Here is a 23388-nt window from a genome sequence, read left to right as displayed (position 1 = left end):
TAAAAAGTACTCATTGTTGGCAGTAGGAAAGGAATCGTACTTTGAAAGGACAGGAAAGCAAGCTAAAAGTGCTCGTTGCTGACAGTTCAAGCCATGCCCGTCTGGTGTTGGAAAACATCCTGAGTGGTTCAGCTGATATGGAAGTGACAGGCCTTGCTTCTAATGGAGCCCAGGTGCTGGAATTATTGCGCCGCCATCAGGTGGATGTGATACTGGCTTCAGTAGATCTACGAAAGAACGAGCAACTACTCGTCTTTAAGCAGGTTTTCAGCGAATGCCCTACACCGATTGTGATGTTGGTGGAGAAAGAGCAACTAAGCCTGGAACTTCTTAAGGATGTGATAGACCTGGGTGTTTACAGTGTCATCCTGAAACCTGGCCCTACGGCAAGACCTGCTTACAGAACTATGGCAGAAGAGATCTGCAGGAAGGTATCAGCAGTGCGTGACACTGAATACTGGGATCCTCAAAAACGTTTGAGTATGCTGGGAGAGGAAATGCTGATTTTCCCGCAGGTAGCTCAAAAGGATTCCAGGAATGTGACAGCGGACACCATCATTGTGATAGGAGCTTCGACTGGTGGAACCCAGGCCGTAGAGCAGATCATCCGGCAGCTAGACCCGAGGCTCAAAGCTGCAGTACTGGTTGCTATACACCTGCCACCTAAGTTTACGCACAGTTACTCACGCAGGCTCAAGGGTATGACCGAACTTACCGTACTTGAAGGCCGCACGGGACTTATACCTAAGCCCGGGAAAGTTATAATAGCCCCTGGTGGCAGGAACATGATTGTACACACGGTCATGGGCAACGCCTCTAGCCTGAAAATAGGTTTTAGTGAAGACAATGGCGCAGAGCATGATCTGCCTTCAGTGGACAAACTGATGCAGGCGGTGGCGCAGAGTGGTGTGAGGCGCGTGATCGGAGTTATCCTGACAGGTATGGGGAAAGACGGCACAGCTGGAGCCAAAGCCATTGCACTTCGAAAAGGAGGACATGTAATAGCGCAGGATGAAGCCTCGTCTGCCATTTTTGGAATGGCAAAATCTGCGATAGAAAGCGGAAATACCGACAAAGTGCTGCCTTTGTCAAAAATTGCCCAGTACCTGAACCGGTACGTGGCAGCAGAACAACAGCAAGTCAGTACAACTGACGTGAATTCATGAAATCGAGAGAGCAGGAGTATAAAGAGATATTTATAGCAGAAGCGCTGGAATACTTCGACGCCCTAAACAGGCTCATCAGCGAACTGGAAAAACGACCGCAGGACGATCAGGTGCTGGCGGAGATATTCCGTATGCTGCATAACCTGAAGGCGAATGCGAAGGCGATCGGCTATCTGCAGATCTCAGACGTATCCCATAAGCTCGAGACTGCCTTTGGCCTCATCCGCAATAAGGAACTGAGCTTCAGCGACGAGGTGGTAGGCGTACTTTTTGACGGCATCGACCTGCTTGGCGAGCTGATCAAAAGCATTGACAGCGAACGGCAGGTGGAGGTTGATCCGGTACTGATCCGCAACCTCGACATCATTGTCGACAGCTTATCGGACAGCACAGTAGAGTTGGCCAAGGTGCAGAAGTTCAGCACTTCCCGCAATCTGACACTGTCCGACCTGATTTACATTCAGGTAAAGAAGCTGGATCACCTTATGAACCTGGTAGGGGAGCTGATCATTGACCGTGACCGCATCCTCTCGCTCAGCCGCGAACTGGATAGTGACGAACTAAAGACGGTGGGTTCTCACCTGTATCGCATTACAGAAGACCTGCAGTATAGTGTAATGGATGCACGCCTGGTAAGCATCGGTACTTTATTCAACAAGTTCCCGAGGGTGGTGCGTGATATTGCAACTGCAGAGAAAAAGGAAATTGACCTGGAGCTGAGCGGACAGGATATTCAGATTGACCGCAACATTCTGCAGATCATGACAGACTCATTGCTGCACCTGGTGCGCAATGCCATTACGCATGGCATTGAGAAGCCTGAGCAGCGAGTGAGAGCAGATAAACCCAAAGCCGGATTACTGCAACTCTCAGCCCGCAGCGACCGCGAAAGTGTGGTGATTACGCTTACTGATGATGGGAAAGGTATAGATATCGGGAAAGTGAAGAATGCAGCGGTGGCCCAGCAGTTGGTACCAGCTGATGTAGCTGAAAACCTTCCTGATTCAGAGGTATATTCTTTCCTGTTTGAGCCAGGCTTCTCACTCGCCAAGGAAGTGACCGAATTTTCAGGTCGGGGTGTGGGATTAGATGTGGTGAAGAATGCAATTGATTCAATAGGCGGGCGCATCCGTATAGAATCAGAGAAAGGCAAGGGGACCAGCTTCATACTGCAATTACCAACCTCCATTGCAGTAAAAGGTGCTCTTTTGTTTGAGATAGACAGTATTTTCTACGCCATTCCACTGATTCACACAGATTCAGTGGTGGCACTGGACAAAGACGAACTCCATGAGGTAGGCGAGGTGCTTGTTGCCGATATTAAAGGGGAAACAGTGACTGTTGTATACCTGGACGAACTCCTGAATGTGGAGGAAAGCCAGATGCGTCTGGGTGACAAAACACGGTTGAAAGGCCAGGTGCAGAACATAATCATTGTTTCGTACAACAACCGTAAGCTTGGTCTGATCGTGGATAAACTTTACCGTCAGCAGGACATTGTGGTAAAACCACTTAGCAAACCGCTGGATAGCATAGATTTATATGGTGGTGTCACACTGCTTGGTACAGGCAAAGTATGCCTGGTACTGGATGTGCCTGCCATAACCAGATACTTTGTGAATAGAAGATGAGGAAATGAGGCGATGGATAACAGAACTAATAACACGACGAACATGATGGATACGCATGTAACCGAGTTGGAAAAGGACATTATCAAAGAGATCCTGAATATAGGACTGGCCCGAGCTGCCGATTCTTTCGCTGTGATCGCCAAAGATAAAGTTATGCTGAAGGTGCCTGATGTGCAGCTCATTGAAGTAAAGGACCTTATTTCGCTCATTGCTAAATATGAAGACACACATTTTATTATTCAGTCTGATATAAAAGGCGATTTCAATGGAGCTACGCTCATGCTCTTTTCAGAGGAGCACATCAGCCTGCTCTCCAGTGTGTGCCTGAGCATGCTGAATGTGCAGAAAGGCGAACTGAGTGTCATGCAGGAGTCCCTTTTGCTCGAGATCAGCAACATCATTACCGGCGCCTTGGTCACCCAGCTCGCCAATATCCTCAAAAGCAACATCTACGGCTCGCCACCAAAGGCGCCTAAAAATCATATTGCTAATTCGCTGAAAGACATTCTGGTACAGCACCCACTTTTCCAACCACTCGTGTTTACTGTCATCACCAAGTTTCAGCACAATTCAAAAGACGTGGAGCTTCCGCTGCTTTTGTTCTTCGACACTAGCACCCTGCTTAAAATGCTTGAAATCATCAGAACTTTTAAGGTATAGATTTACCTGATCAAAAGTTTTTGGAATAAAATATCTGACGAGCTATACCTGTCGGGATGAACCCACCAGGTATAGCTCGTTCACTTTTTAGGCTATCCCTGCCATAATTCTGACCCCATTGACGAACCGTTGCGTAAAGTCTATTTGAAAGGTCCTGTTTGAATATAGCGCCAGTTTTCGTTTTTTTGCATTTTTATATATTTGAAACCACACAGTCAATTAATGAACGCCTTAGGAAGACACATTTTAGTTGAATTTTACGATTGCTCTCCTGAACTGATGAACGATGTGATGCACATCGAAAACAGCATGGTTGCCGCTGCCGAAACAGCCGGAGCCACTGTCATCAACAGTACATTCCATCACTTCTCGCCTTATGGCGTGTCAGGTGTGGTGGTAATTCAGGAAAGCCACCTGGCCATCCATACCTGGCCTGAGTATGGCTATGCAGCCGTAGACCTTTTCACCTGTGGCGACTCTGTTGACCCATGGGTATCTTATACCTATCTGAAAGAAGCATTCCAGTCAGGTCATGGCTCGTCTATGGAGCTAAGACGTGGCCAGCTAAGTCTGCTGAAGCGTAACGACTTCAACCTGGAGACCCTGCGTGACGCGACCGCTAAGACGATAGAAGCCGATGGCTCTATTACAAGGGATGTCTGGTTCACAGAGCGCGATGAAAACATTGCGCTTTCTTTGAAGCACACCGGTAACCAGCTCTACAAGAAAGATTCTGAGTACCAGCGTGTAGAAATTTATGAAACACTTGCTTATGGCAATATGCTGACGCTGGATGGCATGGTGATGTGTACGCAGAAAGATGAGTATGTGTATCATGAGATGATCACTCATGTGCCGATGTTCAGCAACCGCTCCGCCAAGCGCGCCCTGGTGATCGGTGGTGGTGACGGTGGTACGGTCCGCGAGCTCCTGCGCCACGAGCAGCTGGAAGAGGTGACACTTGTTGAGATCGATGAACTGGTGATCGAAGCGTGTAAACTGCACCTTCCTGAAACAGCCGTTGCGTTTGACAATCCGCGCCTCAACCTGCTGGTAGCGGATGGCATCAAATATATTAAAGAGTGCGCCGACGAGCATTACGACCTTATCATCGTGGACTCAGCTGATCCGGTTGGTCCGGGAGAAGGTCTGTTCACAGCAGAATTTTACAAGGGGGTATACCGTTGCCTGACGAAAGACGGTGTGATGATCACGCAGAGCGAGTCTCCACGCTTCAACTCCGCTGTATTTGTAGAGATCTATGATACCTACAAGAAGATATTCGGACAGGAGAAAGTACACTGTTACCTGGCGGCTATACCTACTTACCCGACTGGCACCTGGAGCTTCTCTTATTCAGCGAAGGGCAATGCGAATCCATTGCATTTCGATAAAGAGGCAGCTGCAGCTTTCTCTCAGAAAGAAGGCCTTAAATATTACAATGAAGCTGTGCATACGGCTGCATTCGCTCTTCCGAACTTTGTGAAGGAGCTTTTAAACACAAAACCTGAAAATGTAACTGATGAGTACTCAGCAGAACCAACCAACTAACAGTAAGCAGCAAAAAATCGCAGCCTTTGACCCCAATGGTGTTGGCGATGTGAATGGGGGGCTTTTTGGTCTGCCCTTTACAGTAGAAGAATCGGAGGTTGTGCTTATACCTGTGCCTTGGGAAGTAACCGTGTCTTACAGTGCCGGTACGGCAGCCGGCCCACAAGCCATCAAGGAAGCCTCTCCTCAGCTTGACCTGTTTGAGCCCGCCATCAAAGAAGCCTGGAAGTTAGGAATCGCGATGGAGGAGATATCAGAAGAATGGGCTGCTGTGAGTGATAACCTGCGCCAGCGGGCGGAGAATTATATTAACTGGCTGGAGGAGGGAAGCCCCGAGTCTGACAGGGCTGAATTTGAGAACCTGCCAACAGAAGTGACTGATAAAGGGGAGGAACTGCTACAGTGGCTGAAGTCGAAAGCACATAGCTACCTGGATCAGGGGAAACTGGTTGGCGTAGTAGGCGGAGATCACAGCACGCCGCTTGGTCTGATGCATGCGCTGGCTGAACGCCACGAGGAGTACGGAATTCTGCAGGTGGATGCACACGCTGATTTACGTGACGCTTATGAGGGCTTCAAATATTCGCATGCCTCTATCATGTACAATGCCTTGCAATTGCCTCAGGTCAAAAAGCTGGTGCAGGTAGGTATACGCGACATCTGCCAGGCAGAAGCAGAGTTGGCCAATCAGTCCAACGGACGAGTAGCTATTTTCTACGACAGCGTGCTGAAAGAGAATATGTATGAGGGTGACAGTTGGAAGAAAGAGTGTAAAAAGATCATTGCCCAGCTTCCTCAAAAGGTATACATCAGCTTTGACATCGACGGGCTGGACCCGAAACTCTGTCCAGCTACTGGTACACCTGTGCCTGGCGGTCTGGAATTTGAAGAGGCCGTATACCTGATCAAGGCACTGGTTCGTTCAGGCCGTGAAATCATCGGTTTCGACCTGTGCGAAGTTGCCCCTGGCGATAGTGAGTGGAATGGTAATGTTGGTGCCCGATTGCTTTACAAGCTGTGCAACTGGATGGCTGTCTCTCAAAAACGCTTAGAGGTACAGTAGCTTACCTTTATTCCCGCTTTGTCGTATAGCGTGATAGGAATAATATACTATCACTATATATCGAAACAAAATGGGAATCATTATTAAGATTTTATTGACCGGTGTAGCCGCTCTAATTGGAGCCTACATTTTGCCAGGTGTGCAGATTGACGGTTTTGGGGCAGCATTGATCCTGGCTGTGGTACTGGCCCTGCTCAATGCAGTAGTTCGTCCGATCCTGGTTATTCTGACTATACCTGTTACCGTACTGACACTTGGTTTGTTCCTGCTGGTCATCAATGCGCTGATCATCCTGTTAGCCGATTCCCTTGTGGGTGGCTTTGATGTGGATGGTTTTCTGTGGGCCCTTATCTTCAGTTTGGTGCTCTCACTGATTGAAGCGTTATTGGATATGATTTTCTAGCATCCGAACCTCCCAAAAATAGAAAAGCCCCTGGTGTAAATCAGGGGCTTTTCTATTTTCATTATTTCATTGCTTATCGAGTCATCCAGGCTTCACAAGCGTCAGCACACTCACGGCAGGCGTCAGCACACTTCTGACAATGATCATGGTCGTGCTTGCGGCACTCCTCTTCGCATAGGCGACAAATCTCGATACACTCTTTCATAACGTGCTTGGCATGGGCCGAGTCGCGGGCTACAAAGCGTGCTGTGATGGTACAGATGTCGGCGCAGTCGCGATCCAGCATGATGCAGCGCACCATCATTTTTACATTATCTTCCTGCAGACAGGCAGTTGCGCAGGCTTCACAGGCGGTGATACATTTTATGAGCACATGCTCTAATTCATTTGTTCTCTCTGATTTCATAGTTTACAGGTTATAAGGTTCATACTTTTACATAAAGTACGGCTCGAAAGTGTCATTGTTTATTTATTGGGTAAGTACCACCAGAACAGGAACCTATTTCACGTCGATATTGGTTAACTTTGGGTTTAGTACAGCAATTCTATTTCGCATCGTTACACTTTCTACAAGGCATGAGTTTAGGTATAAGAGAAGCACGTGAAGCATTAAAACTGTATTTTGGTTATGAGCAGTTCAGGCCTATGCAGGAGCACATCATTACCAATATTTTGCAGCAGAAAGACGTAGTGGTGCTCATGCCGACCGGCGGCGGAAAATCTGTCTGTTACCAGGTGCCTGCCGTGGTGATGCCCGGTCTATGCGTGGTAGTTTCTCCTCTGATCGCCCTGATGAAAGACCAGGTGGAAGCTCTCCTGGCAAATGGTATACCTGCCGCATACCTGAACAGCTCCCAGACAGCAGATGAACAGTACCAGATTGAGGAGAAAAGCCTGGCAGGTCAGATCAAATTGCTGTATGTCTCTCCTGAAAAATTACTTTCCGCTGGCTTTTTTTCCTTTTTGAAGCGGTTGCAGGTATCCCTTTTCGCTGTAGATGAGGCGCATTGTATCTCGGCATGGGGGCATGACTTCAGACCAGAGTATACCCAGCTTCGCGCCCTCAAGCAGCAGTTCCCCGCTGTTCCTGTGGTAGCACTGACTGCTACAGCTGATAAGCTGACCCAGAAAGACATCCAGGAGCAGCTCCAGCTGCGACAGCCTGAAGTTTTTGTGGCTTCATTTGACCGGCCAAACATCAACCTTATGGTGCTGCCCGGCCAAAACAGATTCAATAAGATCACCGATTTCCTCTCACGCCGACATGGCCAGCCGGGCATTATCTATTGTCTGAGCCGAAAAGCGACCGAAAGCCTGGCAGGCAAGTTGCGTGAAAACGGCTATAATGCCACTTTTTATCATGCCGGTATGAGTGCCCAGCAGCGTTCAAAAGCGCAGGAGTCCTTTTTGCGTGACGATGTGCTGATCGTTTGCGCCACCATTGCATTCGGTATGGGGATTGACAAATCGAATGTACGCTGGGTGATACATTACAACTTGCCTAAAAATGTTGAAGGCTATTACCAGGAAATCGGACGTGCCGGGCGTGATGGTGCGAAGTCAGACGCACTCCTGTTCTACAGTTTTGCCGACGTGATGAATTTGCGCACTATGCTGTCTGATAATGACAAGTCGCAGAATGAGCTGCAACTCGTTAAACTAGAGCGTATGCAGCAGTTCGCTGAAGCCACTTTCTGTAGAAGACGAATTTTGCTGCAGTACTTCGGGGAGCAGATGAGCAGGGATTGTGGCAACTGCGATATCTGCCGTAATCCTCCCAGCCGCTTTGATGGTACCCTGATTGCACAGAAAGCACTGTCAGCCATTGCACGTTCGCAGGAAAGGCTTAACATGAGTCTTCTGGTAGATGTGTTGCGCGGCTCACGCAATAGCCAGGTAATGGCAGGCGGGTACGACCGCATCAAAACCTATGGTGCAGGCCGCGACATTGGCACCCTGGACTGGAACCGTTATCTGCACCAGATGCTCAATGCAGGCTTGGTAGAGCTTGCCTATGACCAGAATTATACCTTGAAACTGACTGAGCAGAGCAGGCAGGTACTCTTTGATGGTCGCAAAATAGAGCTGGTTAAGTTTGAAGACGCCAAGCAACAGACCGAAAACTTGCAAAGAGAGAAACCAAAACGAGAAATTATCAAGGATGCGCTGTTTGAGCGGCTTCGTGCTTTGCGGAAACGCTTGGCTGACGAGCAGAATGTGCCTCCTTACGTTGTTTTTACAGATAGCACGCTGCAGGAAATGGCAGCAGAAAAGCCTGCGAATCGCATCGCGATGTTGGCGATCAGTGGGGTCGGAGCTCAGAAGTTTGAGCGCTACGGGCATAGTTTCATCAATGAGATCATCGCCTTTCTGACAGAAGAGCAGGCAAAGGGGAGTGCGATTAAAGGGGCTACGCATTTAGTTACCTGGGAGGCTTATCAGCAGGGGCTAAGTCCGGAAGAGATAGCCAGGCGCCGGAACCTGAATCCTGTCACGATCTATTCGCACCTGGCTACTTTGCTGGAACAGGGTTACGATGTGCCTGTGCACGATTTTGTTTCGAAGCGCGAATATGAAGCCATTATTGAGGCGATCGAACAACTTGGCAAAGATGCCAAACTGAAGGATTTATATGAACACCTGGAGGAACGTTACGAGTACTTTAAGATACGGCTTTCGCTGGCCATGCACAAAATGCAGTACGCCTGGTAGTTTACAGGTATAGAGTCAACAAAAAGAAGGCCGTCCAAATCTGGACGGCCTTCTTTATTATTGTAACAAGGAGTATGAATTACTCCACAGAAGCAATTGGATCTGGCCAGCTGTCTTTGTCACCGTTTACGATACCCTGTGAAAACACCTCACCACGAAGCAACAGAATACCAGCCACGTGAGGCGCAGCAAAGGAAGTGCCGCTTCCGACGCTACCGATACCACCACCAATGCGGGTAGAAGTTACACTCACACCAGGGGCTGTATAATCAACAGGTGCGCCATAGTTGGAGCTGGACCAGAAGTTCTGGTAGCGGTCCATCGCGGACACTGTGTAAACTCCCGGGGCATTCACACGGGCCGGAGAATTAACGGAGCAGTCTACAGCGCTATTACCAGCTGCGATTGCAAACAGAATGCCTCTGCCAGCTGCAGTAGTCACGGCATTGTCAAGTGTGCTGGAGATGCCGCTACCGAGGCTCATGTTTACCACGTCACCAGGCTTGGCCATGTTGGTCACATAGTTTACGGCACTGATGGCACGTGACACAGTGCCATATCCTGTGTTATCAAACACGCGCAGCGCTACAACATTTGCATTTGCAGCTACGCCCACCATGCCAGTGCCATTGTTTTTGGCGGCGATGATACCGGATACATACGTACCATGACCGAAGCCGTCCTCAATAGAAGCATCACCATAGATAAGTGACGTACTGCGCTGGAAGTCTACATTCAGATCAGGGTGATCGGTATCTATACCTGAGTCAATTACCCACACCGTTTTGCCGGTGCCGTCTCCGTAGCCATTCATGGCAATGTGCCAAGGCAGGGTTTCACCTGGAAGGGGAGTTATTTTTGCATACGGGCTGCTGGTTGGCTGCTCAGGCTCTGGTTCTGGGCTTGGCTCTGTTGGAGCCGGCTCTGTAGGAGTTGGTTCAGTAGGTTCCGGCTCAGTCGGAGCAGGTTCTGTAGGAATAGGTTCCTTAGGAGTTGGTTCTGACGGGGCCGGCTCGGTAGGTGCAGGCTCTGTGTTTTTATTCTTTCCATTGCCATTACCATTACCATTGCCTTTCGTCGTGGTACTATCGTCTTTCGTTTTCCCGTTGCCTTTCGTCGTTGTATTGTCGGTACCCGGCTTTGCAAGCATAATAATACGATCTTGTTCAACGTAGGCTACTTCTGGGTTTTTACGCAACTGATCTAACTGATCTTTAGAGAGTCGGGCTGCAAAACCGTTTACATTTCCTTCAAAAGTTTGTTGTATAGCTTCACGCTCTATTCCTGCTGTAAGCAGCATTCGTTCACGCAGGGCTACAGTTGCGGTACGTCCGGCTATGGTCATGCCGCTCACACCGGTTGCGCTTAAGTTGTTTCCCCCATTTTTAAATACCACAATGTACTGGCCAGTTATAGCCTGTCCGTGTTGAGTATCGACCTGAACAGAATCAGTATGAAACTGCTCTTCCATGAAGTCCTCTTTCTGACAGCTTGAGAGGGTGAATACTGACGCCAGGGCTAAACCTGACAACGCCTTGAATAGTGTAGAATTGTTCATCATATAAGTTTGGTTGGATTGGGTAAATTATTGAATTAAATTTTTCACAATGCCTCGTAACAACACGAGTTTTTGAAAAGTTTAAGGATGCGATAAAATTGTAAAAATTTTATGCTGGTAACAGATTTGGAAGGGCGTAGTATTCCTGTCTACATTTTTAAATGTGGATTCTTAAAGATGTGGCTCGTGCAATGAGCCCAACAGGATGTGAGGTTTTAGTAGATTTTAATCATATAGTATGCGTTTAGGGTTACTTTTCACGAAAGATAATTGGATAAAAAGTAAGATTGCAAACTTATTGCGAAATAAATTTTAATTGAACTATTGATGGGTTCTATTAAGATGATTTAAATGATTATGCATTACTATAATTGAACTATACCTATGTATATAGGTTTTTGTAAATATCACTGAAATTCAGATTAATTATTTGCTAATAAAATTAGTATAATACGTATATATTTAGTATGTTTACATGCCAGCACCCAGAGTGCTCTAGTATTATCAGGATACGAACAAAGAATAAGAGTGGAAAAGGTAACATCGAATATAAGACACCTTCGCAAGCAGGCCGGTTATACCCAGGCACAGCTTGCCGAGAAATTAGAGATCAAGCGTTCGTTGGTGGGAGCGTACGAGGAGGGAAGGGCAGAGCCGAAGCTAAGCACGCTGGTCAATGTTGCGCGTCTTTTTGAGGTTTCCCTTGACGAACTCATTACTGCTGACCTGTCTGATCCGGCATATAAACCTGAACCAGGGCAGGCCGGTGGTGGTAAATTGCGTGTTTTAGCCATTACGGTAGATCAGGAAGATCGCGAAAATATAGAGCTGGTTCCTTATAAGGCAAGTGCCGGATACCTGAACGGGTATGCCGATCCTGAGTTTATTGAGGAATTGCCACGTTTCCGTCTTCCTACCCTGGGCAGCGGCGGGACTTACCGTGCCTTCGAGATCAGTGGTGACTCTATGCTGCCTCTGGCTTCAGGTACTGTCATTGTTGGGCGGTTTATAGAGGACTGGAGTACGCTGAAAGATGGAACTCCCTGCATCATTGTCAGTGGCAAAGAGGGAGTTGTGTTCAAGCGAGTCTATAATAAAGTGAAAGAGGCTGCCACCTTGCGCCTGCACTCTGACAATCCGCTCTATTCTCCTTACGAGCTGCCGGTTGATGATGTAGTGGAGATCTGGGAAGCCAAGTCTTATATCAGCTCTACTTTCCCGATCGCTGATATATCACTTGACAAGCTTTCATCCATTGTGCTTGATCTTCAGAAAGAGATGCTTAAACTGAAGAAAGCTTAATATTTTAACAGCATCCTAAGTATTGTATAAACAGCGCATCCTGCCTCTGATAGGGCAGGATGCGCTGTTTTAGCCCTGTTTTATGCGCCTAGTTAACTACAAACGCCATTATCCGTAAAGGCATAGCATAAAACAAAAGCGCGATATGATACGATTAATTACCGCTTCCCAAAGATATGAGGCCCAGGTGGAGGGCTGGCTCCGTTCCCACTATCTCTTCTCTTTTGCAGATTATTATGATCCGGAAAACATGGAGTTCGGTCCACTTCGCGTCTTCAATGATGATTATGTAAGTCCACGCTCGGGTTTCCCTACCCATCCCCATTCTGAATTGGAGATTGTGACCATTGTGCTATCAGGAGATTTGACTCACAAGGACAACATCGGAAATGAGACAACGGTGTCTCCGGGCCAGGTACAGCGTATGACTGCTGGCACTGGTGTGAGCCATTCTGAAACAAACGATACAGATGATGAGATCCACTTACTGCAACTATGGTTTATGCCGAACAAGCGAGGGCTTGCACCATCCTATGAAGTGATGGATGTAGGGTTTCTAAAGGCAAAGGACGAGCTTATACCTTTGGTGACAGGTCAGAAGGTTCTGGAAGATGTCACTTACATCAATTCCAATTCCACGGTGTACTATGGCAGCGTCTCACAGGGAGAAGAAATAACTTTCAGAACATTCAAGATTCGTAGAACACTGATCTATGTGCTGACAGGAAGCCTGCTCGTCAATAATGTCGAAGCTGACAGCCATGACCAGATCAGACTTGATGAGCAGGAGGTGATTGCCATCCGGGGGACTGCAGATGCCACTTTTATCCTGGTGGATGTTCCTGCTCTTGAGGCAAATTATTAATAGATCTCGTTATCAGTAAAGCGGTGGACAGGTCATCTATTGGCTGCTCACCGCTTTATTGATTTTTAATCATGGTCATCACCTGGAATAGCAACGGCTTCCTGCAGGAGGTGCTCGTCCAGGTGTTTGCTTGTCTTGGCCCCTAACTCCCGCAATATCTCTACTCTGCGAATCAGGTTGCCTTTTCCTTCGGTTAATTTGTTCATGGCCCCGTTATAGGCACTTTGGCTTTGTTCCAGGTGGCGTCCGACCGTTTTGAGATCTTCCACAAAACCCACAAACTTATCGTAGAGTTTCCCGCTTTCCTCTGCAATCTTAAGAACGTTTCTCTTCTGGTCCTCCTGTCGCCATACGCCAGCCACCGTGCGCAAAGTGGCCAGTAGGGTGGAGGTGGTCACCAGCACAATATTCTTGTCAAAGGCGTCTGTAAAAATGTTTTGGTCATGCTGCAATGCCAGGTTAAAGGCAGGCTCAATGGGAATATACATCAGCACAAAATCCGGAGAGTTGATGCCACTCAGACGGTGGTAGTTTTTGCGGCCCAGATCGGTGTAGTGGGTCCGGATAGAACTGATGTGACTGCGCAGGTAAGTCTCCAGCTGCGCCTCATCATCGCAACTGCAGTAGGCTTCGTAAGCCACCAGCGAAAGCTTGGAGTCAATCACCAGGTGTTTGGAGTCGGGCAGGCGTACAATCACATCGGGGCGGTATACCTTCTGCTCGTCATTCTGCCGCACCTCTTCACGCTCGTAGTGCACACCCTTGCGTAAGCCTGATTTTTCAAGGAGGCTTTCCAGCAGATATTCGCCCCAGTTACCCTGCGTTTTACTTTCGCCTTTGAGGGCTTTCGTCAGATTAAGTGCATCCTGACTCATTTGCTGGTTCAGGGCCGACAACTGATTGATCTGTTCTTTCAGCGAAATGCTATCCTTCAGAGTTTTCTCATAGGTAAGATCTACTTTCGCTTCGAACTCACGGATGCGATCTTTAAGTGGGGTGAGGATCCGTTCCAGGTTTTCAGAAGAAGCTTTATTGAAATGCTCGGCATTGGTCATGAGCACCTGGTTAGAGATATGCTGGAACTGCTGCAGGAATTTTTCACGCAATTGCTCCAGTTCCCTGGCTTGCTCATGCATGCGCTGGTGCAGGTGCTCGTAGTCTGTTTCCGTCTTAGTCAGTGCATTAGTCAGCTCCATTGTTTCTGTCTGGGCCTCCCGCAGCTGATTTTTCAGGACTTCCGCTTCCTGCGCCTGGTGCCGGGCCTGGCCCTCCAGAACGCCCTGCGCTACCACTGCCTGATTAAACTTATCCTGCAGTGCGTTTATTTTGCCCTTCATAGCCAGATAAGCTATAACGAGTCCAGCCAGAAATGCTGCTATACCTACCAATATCTCCATACAGTAAAGGTATGTTTTTTTAGCATTTCAAACCAGATGCTAACCTTTTTAGTTTTCAGTCGCCTTCCAAATGATCCGTGGCATTCCACTCTGCATAAAATTGGGTCAGAAAATCCTTCATGTAATGGTGGCGCTTTTCGGCCATGGCATGGGCAGTTGACGTATGCATCCGGTCTTTCAGGAGAAGCAGCTTTTCGTAGAAATGGTTGATGGTGGGTGCTGTGTTGGACTTGTAAGCTTCAAAATTATCGTGCAGCACAGGGGCTATAGCTGGGTTGTACAGTTCGCGACCTTTATGACCTCCGTAAGCGAAGGTACGGGCTATACCTATAGCGCCAATTGCATCCAGTCGGTCTGCGTCCTGTACAATGCGCCCTTCGAGTGTAGGCATAGCAGAGGAGGTGCCGGCCCCTCTGTAAGACAGGCCACTGACAATGGCACAGATCTCTGCAATCAGGGCATTATTTACCTGCAGCCTTTCAAGCCATTCCCGCACCATGCGCGGTCCAACGGTATCGTCGCCGTTATGAAACTTATGATCGCCTATGTCGTGCAACAGTGCCGCCAGCTCTACTTTAAAAGTATCGGCTCCTTTTTCCTGTGAGGCAATGTAGAGGGCGTTTTTCCATACCCGGTAGATGTGCCACCAGTCATGGCCGGAGCCTTCGCCTTCCAGTTGTTCTCTTACATAGTTTGCGGTTGCGTCTATAATGGCTTGTTGCTGCATGGTATAAGGTATATTTCCCAAAACTGCGAAATATCCTGGAAAGGCACAAAGGCGGTTCTATACCTTTATACCTAACGCAGCTTCAATGGCTATCCCTTGTTTGGTCGGTACTATTAGCAAATCCAGCTCGAGCAACTCAGCCCAGGCGTTCAGGTATAGCACCACATCGTCTCGCTCGTTATGTTTTAAGTAGCGTTTTTCAGGAGACAGCATTTCGATAACTTTGGCATCGGAGAGTCGTTCCAGGTGGGCCAGGTCATCTTTGGAGAGCCCCCAGGAGAGCATCTGGTCGATGATCTCATCCATGGGCAGACCACTTTGCGGACAGTAGTCGCGCAGTTGTTCGTTCCAGTCGCCATGTCGCCACATGGCTGCTCCATGTATGTAACCCTTTTCAAGCTGGGTAATCGTTTGGGCCAGGTGGCCGCAATTGCAGCTGCCCATATGACCCCATTGGTAATTGGCGCCTTGTGCCAGTCGGTTGGCTGTCTGGCGAATAGCCGCCACCAGTTGTGCTGAACTTCTTGCCATATGCTTGGTACTTATAGGTGAACGTGTAAGGGGAGGTATCATCTCCTTCTATTATAAAACGGCAGATGCTCCAAATGTTATGAATGTCAGCCTGATTTTCATAGCTCCCCCGGGCTTTATACCTTTGCAGCTATACCTACTCATTTGCAAGTAAACCATCATGCGTACTATACCTGCCATATTTATTATTCTGTTGCTCTCTCTCTTCTATGCTACTCCAGAGGCTGATGCCCAGATTCTAAATATTGAGCGTTCGAGGGTAGAGCGTGACACGGCTGATTTTCTGACAGGCAAGGCAGGGCTTAACTTTTCGATGTTCAACCGCAATGCGGGTCGTAACAACCCTAACAACTTTCTGCAGCTGACTTTCAACGGGGATCTGGCTTATATTTCCAAAAAGCATACCTACCTGCTGCTCAACTATTATAACTACCTGCTGGTAAACTATGACTCACGCGAATTGCGCAACACCGTAGCCAGCAATGGTTACTCCCATTTCAGAGTAAATCTGTTTAGTCGCCGCAAGATGTCTTATGAGCTTTTTACTCAATACCAGACAGACCTTGCCCGTGGCCTGGAGCGGCGTATTCTGACAGGCGGGGGTTTGCGCTGGCTACTTTATCGCACAGACAATACTTCCTGGTTTGCGGGGACAGGGCTGATGCATGAGCACGAAAGCTGGAAAGATCCGGAGCAGGAAGGTGTAACCCGTGTAGCGGATTTGCTCAAGTCCACTAATTACATCAGTCTGCGCTCCAAATTATCAGAGCATGTCGAGACAAATAACATAGCCTATTTTCAGACAGGTTATGACGATGATATCAGCCGCTTCCGTAACCGCATCAGCGGTGATCTGGGGCTAACGGTACGGTTGGTCGGACGTGTATCGATGCGCACCAACTTCAACTTTACCTACGAGGACAGACCCATCGTTCCGGTCACGAAGTTTATCTACGCCATCACGAATGGACTACAGGTTGATTTTTAGTAAAGCAGCTTGTTCATAACAGTATGTGCAGTATTTGCACCGCTCTTTCCTAAGTTTATATCAAACTTTTTTAATATTATTTGCATTGTGTTAAACAATGCAGTCGACTTTGGCGTAAGCTGCGTCATGGGATATGTGTTACGAGCAAGTGCCTGTTGTGCTTTCAAGTAATTTTCCCGCAATCAGAACGCACAATTCTGATACGTGACGTTAAACAATATAACTGGTAAGTCCAGCGTGCTTCAACTGCACACATTTGTACTTTTTTATCGATGGAAAAAACTTCTAAAATCTACATTGCTGGCCACCGGGGCATGGTAGGCTCTGCCATTCTGCGTCGTTTGGAGGCCGATGGGTATAAAAACATCATTACAAGAACCTCTTCTGAACTGGACCTGCGCAACCAGCGGGCAGTGCAGGAATTTTTTGAGAACGAGCAGCCGGACTACGTGTTTCTGGCAGCAGCCAAAGTAGGGGGCATTTACGCCAACAACACCTTCCGGGCAGAGTTCCTGTACGACAACCTGATGATCGAGGCCAATATCATCCACGCCGCACACCTGAACGGAGTGAAGAAGCTGATGTTCCTGGGGTCTTCCTGCATTTACCCGAAAATGGCCCCGCAGCCACTCAAGGAAGAATACCTGCTCACCGGACCGCTGGAGCAGACGAACGAGCCTTACGCTATTGCCAAAATAGCGGGCATCAAGCTCTGCGAATCCTACCGTGACCAGTACGATAGCAATTTTATCAGCGTAATGCCGACCAACCTTTACGGCTATAACGACAACTACGACCTTCAAAACTCGCATGTACTGCCGGCCCTGATCCGAAAAATACATGAGGCTAAAGACAACGGCGCACCCACTGTTACCGTATGGGGTACGGGCAGTCCTAAACGAGAATTCCTGTTTGCCGATGATCTGGCAGCCGCCTGTGTGTACCTGATGGACAATTACAACGGTCGCGAGTTGGTGAATATCGGCACGGGAGAGGATATCTCTATCAAGGACCTTGCCCTGCTGATCAAAGAGGTGATTGGCTATGAAGGCGAGCTCGAGTTTGATACGTCTAAGCCGGATGGTACACCACGTAAGCTGATGGATGTGGGCAAACTGCACAGCCTTGGTTTCAAACACAAAATTGAGCTGCGCGAAGGTATAGCACTGGCCTATGCCGATTTCAAAGAAAAATACGTGACTGCTTAGTCATACCTTATATACAACCATAAAAAGAGAATTACATTAAACAAGTATATCACATGAAGACAGCCCTTATCACTGGCGTAACCGGACAGGACGGCGCCTACTTAGCGGAGCTTTTACTGAGCAAAGGATATAAAGTACACGGTGTGAAGCGCCGTAGCTCGATGTTCAACACAGAGCGCATCGACCACCTCTACCAGGACCCGCACGAGAAGAACATCAACTTCAAGCTCCACTACGGCGACCTGACCGACTCGACCAACCTGATCCGCATCATTCAGGAGACGCAGCCGGACGAGATCTACAACCTGGCCGCCATGAGCCACGTGAAGGTGAGCTTCGACACGCCGGAGTACACTGCCAACGCCGACGGTTTGGGTACGCTCCGCATCCTGGAGGCCATCCGCATCCTGGGGCTGACGAAGAAGACGAAGGTATACCAGGCTTCCACTTCGGAACTGTACGGTCTGGTGCAGGCCGTGCCGCAGACAGAGACCACGCCGTTCTACCCGCGCTCTCCTTACGCTGTGGCCAAGCTATACGCTTACTGGATCACGGTGAACTACCGCGAGGCCTACGGCATGTTCGCCTGCAACGGAATCCTCTTCAACCACGAATCGCCATTGAGAGGTGAGACGTTCGTGACGCGCAAGATCACGCGTGCTGCCGCTCGTATTGCAATGGGTCTGCAGGATAGCCTGTACCTGGGTAACCTGGACGCCAAGCGTGATTGGGGCCATGCCAAGGACTACGTGGAGGCCATGTGGCGCATTCTGCAGCAGGATGAGCCGGAGGACTTCGTGATCGCCACCGGCGTTACGACTACGGTGCGTGACTTCGTGAAGATGTCATTTGCCGAGGTGGGCATCGAGATCGAGTTCAAGGGCGAAGGCGTGGACGAGAAAGGCTACGTGGCCGCCTGCAACAATCCGGAGTACCAGATCGAGATCGGCAAAGAGGTAGTTTGTGTAGATCCGAACTACTTCCGTCCGACGGAGGTGGAACTGTTGATCGGCGATGCGACCAAGTCGAAGGAGAAGCTGGGCTGGACGCCGAAGTACGACCTTCCTGCGCTGGTGAAGGACATGATGCAGAACGACATCGAGCTCTTCAAGCGCGACACTTACCTGATGGAAGGTGGTCACCGCATCCTCAACTACCACGAATAATCGCTTGTACCCCTAACAAGGTATAGCTTAAAAATAAAACGGCAGCTTCACTTTGGTGGGGCTGCCGTTTTATTTTTTCCCTGCTATACCTTCCAGATCTAATCCAAAGTTTACCTGCACTTCATTGCTTTCAAAGCTTACCTGTATGACTGGAGCATTTTGTTTACATAAGCATCTATCGCCAGATTTTGACGGAACGACAGGTATAGGTATAGGTATAGGTATAGGTATAGGTATAGGTATAGGTATAGGTATAGGGGAGGGCTATAAACGCAAAAAGCCCTTGCTTTCACAAGAGCTTTTAAGCGGTCTGGACGGGACTCGAACCCGCGACCTCCGCCGTGACAGGGCGGCATTCTAACCAACTGAACTACCAGACCAATAATTTGAAAAAAATCAGAGTCATCTACTCTGAAAAATAAACCGCAGTTTAAATCTGCGGTCTGGACGGGACTCGAACCCGCGACCTCCGCCGTGACAGGGCGGCATTCTAACCAACTGAACTACCAGACCAAAATCTTGAAATTAGCAGAGTCATTTACTCTACCTTGTGTTTAACCGCAGGGGTTTAAGCTGCGGTCTGGACGGGACTCGAACCCGCGACCTCCGCCGTGACAGGGCGGCATTCTAACCAACTGAACTACCAGACCAAATGTTTTTCGATAACGCTATCCGTTAAAGTGTCACAAATGTAGAGGGTAAATTTTGATTCTGCAAGTGTAGGTACACATTTTGGTGCTATATTTTTGCCTTAAAAACGTAACTTGCTCAAAACCAAATATTCTTTTTTTGTAATAGACGATAATTTTCAAAGATTGGCAATTCCGTAACTGTAATCTATTAAATTTGTGCTTCAATCAGCAATGAGGAATTATGCTTTTGGATTTTGAACAACCTATAGCGGCCCTGGAGGGCAAACTGCAGGAAATGAAAAAACTGGCCAGCGAAAGCCAGGTAGACGTTTCGGAAGCAGTCAAAGCGCTTGAAGAAAAAATAAAGACGCTCAAGAAAGAGACCTATGCCAACCTGACCCGTTGGCAGCGTGTGCAGCTTTCGCGCCACCCAGACAGACCTTATACCCTGGATTATATTGCAGGTTTAACATCTAAGTTTGTGGAGTTGCACGGTGATCGTACCGTAAGTGACGACAAAGCCATGGTAGGTGGGTTTGGTGAAATAGATGGGCGCAGCGTTATGTTTATCGGTCAGCAAAAAGGCCGTAACACGAAGCAGCGCCAGATGCGCAACTTTGGTATGGCCAACCCGGAAGGATATCGCAAGGCGCTCCGTCTCATGAAAATGGCTGAGAAGTTTGGCCGTCCGATCGTTACTTTCATCGATACTCCTGGTGCCTTTCCAGGTCTGGAGGCCGAGGAGCGTGGACAGGGTGAGGCAATTGCCCGCAACCTGAAAGAGATGTTCATGCTGAAAGTACCGGTAATCTGTATCATTATAGGAGAGGGCGCCTCTGGCGGTGCTTTGGGTATAGCCATTGGCGACCGTGTTATGATGCTGGAGAACACCTGGTACTCTGTTATTTCTCCTGAATCCTGCTCGTCAATTTTGTGGCGCAGCTGGAACTACAAAGAGCAAGCCGCCGAAGCCTTGAAGCTAACAGCAACCGACATGCTGCAACACAAGCTGATTGATGGTATTATCAAGGAACCGCTAGGTGGAGCGCACACAGAACCAGACAAAATGATGCGTACCCTTAAGAAGGAGATCTGCAAAATGCTGGATGAGCTGGACGGAATAGCCCCTGAAGACCGCATCATGCAGCGCATCGAAAAGTTTTCTGCCATGGGTGTGGTTCAGGAAGGCTGAAATTGAGTTTTTTGACTTTGAGAATTCCTGAATACCGGTTTCTCACATAGCAAATATATAAGAGGTGGCAGCCTGCAGAGGTTTTGCCACCTCTTTTTGTTTTGGTAACTTTAGGCAGATGACAGTAACCATTCGTTAATACAGCAGTAAAAAGCGGTGGTTGCTATGCTAACTCTTAATCACTCCAACACTATAGAATTATGAAACTACACGTGATCGATACAGGATTTTTTAAGCTGGACGGAGGTGCCATGTTTGGCGTAGTACCCAAATCTCTGTGGCAGCGTACTAATCCGGCCGATGAAAATAATTTATGTACCTGGGCGATGCGCTGCCTGCTCATCGAGGACGGAGACCGGCTCATCCTGATCGACAATGGCATTGGCGACAAACAGGATGCAAAGTTCTATAGTCACTACTACCTGCACGGTGACGCCACGCTCGAAAAGTCCCTTCATGCTGCCGGCTTTTCCCATAGCGACATAACTGATGTCTTTCTGTCGCACCTGCATTTTGATCACTGTGGCGGTGGCGTAAAATATAAAAATAACGACGGGGCCCTGGAGCTTGTGTTTCCGAATGCTACCTACTGGTCTAATACCGATCACTGGAAATGGGCAACAGAGCCGAATGCCCGTGAGAAAGCGTCTTTTTTGAAAGAAAACATTTTGCCGATGCAGGAGAGCGGACATTTACAGTTCGTCGATCCCAATAAACCATCGCCTTTCCCGCAGTTTGATATCTTTTATGCTGACGGGCATACCGACAAAATGATGGTACCGATCATCTCTTACAAAGGCCGTAAAGTGGCCTTCATGGCTGATCTGCTGCCCTCGACAGGGCATATTCCACTGCCTTATGTCATGGGTTACGACACAAGGCCACTGCTGACACTGGATGAGAAAGCCCGGTTTCTGAATATGGCAGCCGACGAGAACTTCGTGCTATACTTGGAGCATGACGCCGTGAATGAATGCTGCACTGTGCAACACACTGAAAAAGGTGTGAGGCTTGATACAACTTTCTCACTGAGCGAACTTTAATGAAGCGTATAGGGCTGGCACTTTCAGGAGGTGCTGCCAGGGGCATTGCTCATTTGGGTGTGCTCAAGGCTTTTGACGAATTAGGTATAAAGCCATCCATACTTTCAGGAGTGAGTTCTGGCGCTATAGTGGGCGTGTTCTATGCGGCCGGCTATAGCCCCGATGACACACTGCGTCTCATCAAGGAGCTGCGCATCTATCGTATCATGCGGCTGGCCATTGGGCAGGTGGGCATCCTGCATCTCGACGAAGTAGAAAAGCTTTACCACCGCTACCTGGGTGATCAGGCCACTTTCGAGGACCTGGCTATCCCTGTCATCATAGGGGCAACAGATATGCATGCTGGTGTGACCGTTAATTTTTCGAGTGGAAATCTTATAAAACCCCTGATCGCCTCTTCTGCAGTGCCTGTCCTGTATAGACCGGTACAGTATGAGGGGATGTTGCTCAATGACGGCGGTTTGCTGGACAATCTGCCTTTGGAAGCCCTGACAGGAAAGTGTGACTTTAAAATAGGTGTGCACAGTAATCCACTTAATCACGATGCTCGCATTACCAGCCTTCGGAGCATGATTGAGCGGACGGCTCACCTTGCGATAAATAACAACGTACAATTACGTCGCCACCTCTGTGATTTTTTCATAGAGCCACCCGCGTTAAAGTATTACAGACTGATGAGTTTCAGTAAAGCAGATGAGCTTTTTGAGGTCGGTTATACCTACACGATGAGCATTAAAAAAGAGCTATTGCAGGTAACTATTTCAGCCTAGTGGAATAGGTAAAAAAAAATTTCTTTATCTGATGTTATTTTGTTAATATTAAAAGATAAATTTTAATCTATTTTTTAATATTGATCGTAAAAGCCTGCATATACAACCCAACTCTACTATGCTACAACGTATCTTTACCCTTATTGTAGCCCTATTTTTTATTACAGTTTTTTCGCTTAGGGCCCAGGAAAATGAGAGTTCACTCATAAGAGCTAAAATAAAACATGGCTCTTTGTTATTAGGCGGTAACCTCCAGGGGAGTTACAAGGTCACTTCCAGTGAACTAAACAATACTGGCCAGGAAATTACGGGTCGCCGGATAGATTTTAACCTGCGAAGTAAGAATGGCTATTTTGTGCGTGAAGACTTAGCTGTTGGCCTTGATCTTAGTGTGCTTCACCAGAGTAACAAGATTACTGATGCGACAGATAGTGATCGGGAGCCAAGTAGAGAAACCTTCATTTTGGCTGGTCCTTTTATCCGATACTACATGCTTAACGGTGTTTTTGGTGAGGTGACCATGCTGGCGGGGCTAAATAATTTTAACGATGTAAACCGCAAGTACAAGGCATTAGAAGGCGGAGTAGGCCTCGGGTATGCGTTTTTCATCAACAAGCAATTTTCCCTGGAGCCGGTGCTTTCTGTTCGTTACTTCCGCAAAGTAGACAGAGATGGACGAGCTTACACGGAATTAGGCCCTATGATTGGCTTTGGATTGCAGGCTTATTTACTGCGCCAGAAATCGCATGTGATTAAACGCGCCCTCTAAGATTCTGTTTTTACTGAGAATACACTATATTTGAAATGCTAATCCATTTTCTCG

21 protein-coding genes and 3 tRNA genes are annotated in these 23388 nt (G+C 48.1%); 16 read left to right on the top strand and 8 right to left on the bottom strand.

Translation table 11 applies throughout. From position 1 onward, the window contains the following. Positions 1-41: 41 nt before the first annotated feature. The 6 genes from BW972_RS09610 to BW972_RS09585 all read left to right on the top strand — a co-directional run bounded on the left by BW972_RS09610 (position 42) and on the right by BW972_RS09585 (position 6474). Positions 42-1166, top strand: coding sequence for a chemotaxis protein CheB (locus tag BW972_RS09610; protein WP_076421933.1), 1125 nt, complete (start codon positions 42-44; stop codon positions 1164-1166). After that, positions 1163-2797: a chemotaxis protein CheA gene (locus BW972_RS09605; RefSeq protein ID WP_076421932.1), complete on the top strand. Its 1635-nt coding sequence runs from the start codon at positions 1163-1165 to the stop codon at positions 2795-2797. The genes BW972_RS09610 and BW972_RS09605 overlap by 4 nt, the downstream gene beginning before the upstream one ends. Positions 2798-2809: 12 nt before the next feature. Then, complete coding sequence (locus BW972_RS09600) at positions 2810-3457, top strand: chemotaxis protein CheC (RefSeq protein WP_234986340.1); 648 nt, start codon at positions 2810-2812, stop codon at positions 3455-3457. A 222-nt stretch (positions 3458-3679) separates the two neighbouring features. Continuing rightward, positions 3680-5008 carry a polyamine aminopropyltransferase gene (gene speE, locus BW972_RS09595; RefSeq protein WP_076421930.1) on the top strand — a complete coding sequence of 443 codons (1329 nt, stop codon included), beginning with the start codon at positions 3680-3682 and terminating at the stop codon, positions 5006-5008. Then, complete coding sequence (locus BW972_RS09590) at positions 4980-6071, top strand: agmatinase family protein (protein ID WP_076421929.1); 1092 nt, start codon at positions 4980-4982, stop codon at positions 6069-6071. The genes speE and BW972_RS09590 overlap by 29 nt, the downstream gene beginning before the upstream one ends. 70 nt (positions 6072-6141) lie before the next feature. Continuing rightward, a complete protein-coding gene (locus tag BW972_RS09585) occupies positions 6142-6474 on the top strand; it encodes a phage holin family protein (RefSeq protein ID WP_007658238.1) in 333 nt (110 codons plus the stop codon). A gap of 73 nt (positions 6475-6547) precedes the next feature. Here the strand turns inward: BW972_RS09585 and BW972_RS09580 are convergent, their stop codons facing one another. Then, positions 6548-6880 carry a four-helix bundle copper-binding protein gene (locus BW972_RS09580; protein ID WP_007658239.1) on the bottom strand — a complete coding sequence of 111 codons (333 nt, stop codon included), beginning with the start codon at positions 6878-6880 and terminating at the stop codon, positions 6548-6550. A gap of 170 nt (positions 6881-7050) precedes the next feature. Between BW972_RS09580 and recQ the strand changes: the two genes are divergently transcribed. Then, the gene (gene recQ, locus BW972_RS09575; RefSeq protein ID WP_076421928.1) at positions 7051-9186 is read left to right on the top strand and encodes a DNA helicase RecQ; all 2136 of its coding nucleotides are present in this window, start codon (positions 7051-7053) and stop codon (positions 9184-9186) included. A 79-nt stretch (positions 9187-9265) separates the two neighbouring features. On the opposite strand, the gene BW972_RS09570 is transcribed toward recQ, so the two are convergent. Then, positions 9266-10747, bottom strand: a complete 1482-nt coding sequence (locus BW972_RS09570; protein WP_076421927.1) for a S8 family serine peptidase — start codon at positions 10745-10747, stop codon at positions 9266-9268. A 525-nt stretch (positions 10748-11272) separates the two neighbouring features. Between BW972_RS09570 and BW972_RS09565 the strand changes: the two genes are divergently transcribed. Both BW972_RS09565 and BW972_RS09560 read left to right on the top strand, forming a co-directional pair. Continuing rightward, on the top strand, positions 11273-12046 hold the full coding sequence (locus tag BW972_RS09565; RefSeq protein WP_007653740.1) for an XRE family transcriptional regulator: 774 nt from the start codon (positions 11273-11275) through the stop codon (positions 12044-12046). A gap of 145 nt (positions 12047-12191) precedes the next feature. After that, complete coding sequence (locus BW972_RS09560) at positions 12192-12911, top strand: pirin family protein (protein WP_007653747.1); 720 nt, start codon at positions 12192-12194, stop codon at positions 12909-12911. A gap of 65 nt (positions 12912-12976) precedes the next feature. Here BW972_RS09560 and rmuC read toward each other — a convergent pair whose 3' ends face one another. Genes rmuC through BW972_RS09545 form a run of 3 tightly spaced genes read right to left on the bottom strand, consistent with a single transcriptional unit; the run spans position 12977 to position 15566 of the window. Then, positions 12977-14308 carry a DNA recombination protein RmuC gene (gene rmuC, locus BW972_RS09555; protein WP_076421926.1) on the bottom strand — a complete coding sequence of 444 codons (1332 nt, stop codon included), beginning with the start codon at positions 14306-14308 and terminating at the stop codon, positions 12977-12979. 55 nt (positions 14309-14363) lie between these two features. Beyond that, a complete protein-coding gene (locus BW972_RS09550; protein WP_076421925.1) occupies positions 14364-15035 on the bottom strand; it encodes an HD domain-containing protein in 672 nt (223 codons plus the stop codon). A gap of 57 nt (positions 15036-15092) precedes the next feature. Continuing rightward, on the bottom strand, positions 15093-15566 hold the full coding sequence (locus BW972_RS09545) for a hypothetical protein (protein ID WP_076421924.1): 474 nt from the start codon (positions 15564-15566) through the stop codon (positions 15093-15095). A 160-nt stretch (positions 15567-15726) separates the two neighbouring features. On the opposite strand from BW972_RS09545, the gene BW972_RS09540 reads away from it, so the two are divergent. From BW972_RS09540 to gmd, 3 genes are all read left to right on the top strand, one after another. Further along, entirely contained in the window at positions 15727-16554 is an 828-nt protein-coding gene (locus BW972_RS09540) for a DUF481 domain-containing protein (protein ID WP_007653751.1), read from the top strand. A 254-nt stretch (positions 16555-16808) separates the two neighbouring features. Beyond that, positions 16809-17762, top strand: coding sequence for a GDP-L-fucose synthase (fcl, locus tag BW972_RS09530; protein ID WP_262502660.1), 954 nt, complete (start codon positions 16809-16811; stop codon positions 17760-17762). Between the two features lie 53 nt (positions 17763-17815). After that, the gene (gmd, locus tag BW972_RS09525) at positions 17816-18928 is read left to right on the top strand and encodes a GDP-mannose 4,6-dehydratase (RefSeq protein WP_076421922.1); all 1113 of its coding nucleotides are present in this window, start codon (positions 17816-17818) and stop codon (positions 18926-18928) included. Between the two features lie 306 nt (positions 18929-19234). Here the strand turns inward: gmd and BW972_RS09520 are convergent. The 3 genes from BW972_RS09520 to BW972_RS09510 all read right to left on the bottom strand — a co-directional run bounded on the left by BW972_RS09520 (position 19235) and on the right by BW972_RS09510 (position 19578). Further along, positions 19235-19308 (bottom strand) — tRNA-Asp (locus BW972_RS09520). A 59-nt stretch (positions 19309-19367) separates the two neighbouring features. Continuing rightward, a tRNA-Asp gene (locus tag BW972_RS09515) sits at positions 19368-19441 on the bottom strand. Positions 19442-19504: 63 nt separating this feature from the next. Further along, positions 19505-19578 (bottom strand) — tRNA-Asp (locus tag BW972_RS09510). A 223-nt stretch (positions 19579-19801) separates the two neighbouring features. Between BW972_RS09510 and BW972_RS09505 the strand changes: the two genes are divergently transcribed. The 4 genes from BW972_RS09505 to BW972_RS09490 all read left to right on the top strand — a co-directional run bounded on the left by BW972_RS09505 (position 19802) and on the right by BW972_RS09490 (position 23334). Then, positions 19802-20752, top strand: coding sequence for an acetyl-CoA carboxylase carboxyltransferase subunit alpha (locus BW972_RS09505; protein ID WP_007661175.1), 951 nt, complete (start codon positions 19802-19804; stop codon positions 20750-20752). Between the two features lie 200 nt (positions 20753-20952). Next, complete coding sequence (locus tag BW972_RS09500) at positions 20953-21795, top strand: MBL fold metallo-hydrolase (protein WP_040575071.1); 843 nt, start codon at positions 20953-20955, stop codon at positions 21793-21795. Next, on the top strand, positions 21795-22565 hold the full coding sequence (locus BW972_RS09495) for a patatin-like phospholipase family protein (protein ID WP_076421921.1): 771 nt from the start codon (positions 21795-21797) through the stop codon (positions 22563-22565). The genes BW972_RS09500 and BW972_RS09495 overlap by 1 nt, the downstream gene beginning before the upstream one ends. Before the next feature lie 118 nt (positions 22566-22683). After that, on the top strand, positions 22684-23334 hold the full coding sequence (locus tag BW972_RS09490) for a hypothetical protein (protein ID WP_076421920.1): 651 nt from the start codon (positions 22684-22686) through the stop codon (positions 23332-23334). Positions 23335-23388 lie beyond the last annotated feature (54 nt).

Source organism: Pontibacter lucknowensis (assembly GCF_900156415.1).
Taxonomy (GTDB): domain Bacteria; phylum Bacteroidota; class Bacteroidia; order Cytophagales; family Hymenobacteraceae; genus Pontibacter; species Pontibacter lucknowensis.
This window is presented reverse-complemented; position numbering and strand designations above follow the sequence as displayed.